Here is a 3,290-nt window from a genome sequence, read left to right as displayed (position 1 = left end):
GGCCGCCAGGGCGGCCAGTTGCCTTCCGGCGGGGTCGCCGGGCGCGGTGAGCTCCTCCAGGTGCCGGTCGTAGAAGCCGGTGTCGAGGCGGGCGGCGGCGAAGTCGGGGTGTCGCAGCGACCGCAGCAGCAGAACCCGGTTGGTCACCGGCCCGTGGACCCGGGCCCGCTCCAGCGCGTGCGCCAGCTTGCGTACGGCCTCGCGGCGGGTCGGCGCCCAGGCGATCACCTTCGCCAGCATCGGGTCGTAGTGCACGCCGATCTCGTCGCCGTCCGCGACACCACTGTCCAGACGGACGTCGCCCGGGACGTCGAGCGCGTGCAGCGTGCCGGTCTGCGGCTGCCAGTCGCGTGCGGGGTCCTCCGCGTACAGCCGTGCCTCGATCGCGTGGCCCTGCGCGGCTGGCGGCCCGGCAGGGTCCAGTGCCTCCCCCTCGGCCACCCGGATCTGAAGGGCGACCAGATCCAGACCGTGCACGCACTCCGTGACGGGGTGCTCGACCTGGAGCCGGGTGTTCATCTCCAGGAAGTACGCGCGGGCGTCGGTGCCTTCCCCCGCCACGAGGAACTCCACGGTGCCCGCGCCCCGGTACTCCACCGCGCGGGCAGCCTTCACCGCCGCATCGGCCAGCTCACGGCGCAGCTCTTCTCCCAGTGCGGGTGCGGGCGCCTCCTCGATGACCTTCTGGTGGCGCCGCTGGAGCGAGCAGTCCCGCGTGCCGAGCGCCCACACCGTCCCCTGCCCGTCCGCGAGGACCTGCACCTCCACGTGCCGCCCGCGCTCGACGTACGGCTCGACGAAGACCTCTCCGTCTCCGAATGCGGAGGCCGCCTCGGCGCGCGCCGCCGCGATCTCGGCGTCCAGCGCGCCGAGTTCGCGCACGATCCGCATCCCCCGGCCGCCACCGCCGGCCGCGGCCTTGACCAGCAGCGGCAGTTCGCGCTCGGTGGCCTGCTCGGGCACCACGGGTTCGAACAGCGGCACACCGGCTGCGCCCATCAGCTTCTTGGCGCGCGTCTTGGACGCCATCGCCTCGATCGCGCCCGGATCGGGACCGATCCACACCAGCCCCGCGTCCTGCACGGCACGCGCGAACTCGGCGTTCTCGGAGAGGAATCCGTAGCCCGGGTGCACGGCGTCGGCACCGGCGGCCAGCGCCGCCTCCACGATCAGGTCGCCCCGCAGATACGTCGCCGCCGGTGCGTCGCCGGGCAGCCGGACGGCCGCGTCGGCCTCCCGTACGTGCGGCGCCTCCGCGTCGGCGTCGGAGTGGACCGCGACCGTGGCGATGCCCAGCTCCGCGCACGTACGGAAGACGCGCCGGGCGATCTCGCCCCGGTTCGCGACAAGCACTGAAGTGATCATTCTCCGCCTCGCTCCGCTCACTTCGCCCTCAGTCCCTCTGCCTCGTTGCCGGACACCACGGCCACCGCAAGCGCTTCACATCCGGAAGACGCCGAAGCCGCCGCGGGCGCCTTCCACCGGCGCGGTGTGGATGGCGGAGAGACACAGGCCCAGCACGGTGCGGGTGTCGCGCGGGTCGATCACCCCGTCGTCGTAGAGGCGTCCCGACAGGAACATCGGCAGGGACTCGGCCTCGATCTGCTGCTCGACCATCGCCCGCAGCCCGGCGTCCGCCTCCTCGTCGAAGGGCTTGCCGCGCGCCGCGGCCGACTCCCGCATGACGATCGACATCACGCCGGCCAGCTGCTGCGGGCCCATGACCGCCGACTTGGCGCTCGGCCAGGCGAACAGGAACCGCGGGTCGTAGGCCCGTCCGCACATCCCGTAGTGGCCCGCGCCGTAGCTCGCCCCCATCAGCACCGACAGGTGCGGCACCTTCGAGTTGGAGACCGCGTTGATCATCATGGCGCCGTGCTTGATGATGCCGCCCTGCTCGTACTCCTTGCCGACCATGTAGCCGGTGGTGTTGTGCAGGAACAGGAGCGGGATGTCCCGCTGGTTCGCCAACTGGATGAACTGGGTGGCCTTCTGCGACTCCTCGCTGAAGAGCACGCCGCGGGCGTTGGCGAGGATGCCGAGGGGATAGCCGTGCAGCCGTGCCCAGCCCGTCACCAGGCTGGTCCCGTAGCGCGGCTTGAACTCGTCGAAGTCGGATCCGTCGACGATGCGGGCGACGACCTCGCGCGGATCGAACGGCGTCTTCAGGTCACCCGGTACGACACCGAGCAGCTCGTCCTCGTCGTACTTGGGCGCAGCCGTCAGGGCGCCGCCCGCGCCGGCCGTATCGCCGTGCGCCTTGCGCCAGTTGAGGCGTGAGACGACGCGACGGGCCTGGCGCAGCGCGTCCGGTTCGTCGAGCGCGAAGTAGTCGCCGAGGCCGGAGACGCGGGTGTGGACGTCGGCGCCGCCGAGCTCCTCGTCGTCCGCCTCCTCGCCGGTCGCCATCTTCACCAACGGCGGTCCGCCGAGGAAGACCTTCGACTGCTCCTTGACCATGATGACGTGGTCCGACATGCCGGGGACGTACGCGCCTCCGGCCGTGGAGTTTCCGAACACCACGGCCAGCGTGGGGATTCCGGCCTCGGAGAGCCGGGTGAGGTCGCGGAAGAGGGCCCCGCCCGGGATGAAGATCTCCTTCTGGCTGGGCAGGTCGGCGCCGCCGGACTCCACGAGACTGATGACGGGCAGGCGGCTCGCGTACGCGATCTCGTTGGCGCGCAGGGCCTTCTTCAGCGTCCAGGGGTTGCTGGCGCCGCCGCGCACCGTCGGGTCGTTCGCCGTGATGAGGCACTCCACGCCCTCGACCACGCCGATACCGGTCACGAGCGAGGCGCCCACCGCGTAGTCACTGCCCCAGCCCGCCAGCGGCGACAGCTCCAGGAACGGCGTGTCGGGGTCGAGCAGCAGCTCGACGCGTTCGCGGGCGAGCAACTTGCCGCGCTTGCGGTGCCGTTCGACGTACTTCTCCCCGCCGCCCGCGACCGCCTTGGCCAGTTCCGCGTCGAGTTCGCCGATCCGCTCCAGCATGGTCCGCCGGTGAGCCGCGTACTCCTCACCCGCCACGTCCAGCGCCGTATGCAGCACAGTCACGGGACCAACCCCTCCGGTATCTCCATGTGCCGTGAACGCAGCCATTCCCCGAGGGCCTTGGCCTGAGGATCGAAGCGCGCCTGTGAGGCGACGCCCTGACCGAGCAGCCCCTCGACGACGAAGTTGACGGCCCGCAGGTGCGGGAAGACGTGCCGTTCGACGGGCAGTTCGCGGACCTCGGGCAGCAGCCGGCGCAGCTCGTCGACGGTCAGCGCGTGCACCAGCCACCGCCACGC

The 3,290-nt window shown here is 71.6% G+C and carries 3 protein-coding genes; all 3 read right to left on the bottom strand.

The annotated features are described in order from the left end of the window. Positions 1-1,365: acetyl-CoA carboxylase biotin carboxylase subunit (locus H5J26_RS29710; protein ID WP_181769057.1), on the bottom strand; the 1,365-nt coding region annotated here is incomplete at its 3' end. A 75-nt stretch (positions 1,366-1,440) separates the two neighbouring features. Further along, positions 1,441-3,054 carry an acyl-CoA carboxylase subunit beta gene (locus H5J26_RS29705; RefSeq protein WP_181769056.1) on the bottom strand — a complete coding sequence of 538 codons (1,614 nt, stop codon included), beginning with the start codon at positions 3,052-3,054 and terminating at the stop codon, positions 1,441-1,443. Then, positions 3,051-3,290: AtuA-related protein (locus H5J26_RS29700; protein ID WP_419183868.1), on the bottom strand; the 240-nt coding region annotated here is incomplete at its 5' end. The genes H5J26_RS29700 and H5J26_RS29705, both read right to left, overlap by 4 nt.

Source organism: Streptomyces albidus (ex Kaewkla and Franco 2022) (genome assembly GCF_013870515.1).
GTDB classification, from domain to species: domain Bacteria; phylum Actinomycetota; class Actinomycetes; order Streptomycetales; family Streptomycetaceae; genus Streptomyces; species Streptomyces albidus.
Note: the sequence above shows the minus strand (reverse complement) of the source record. Positions and strands in the feature narration are given on the sequence as shown.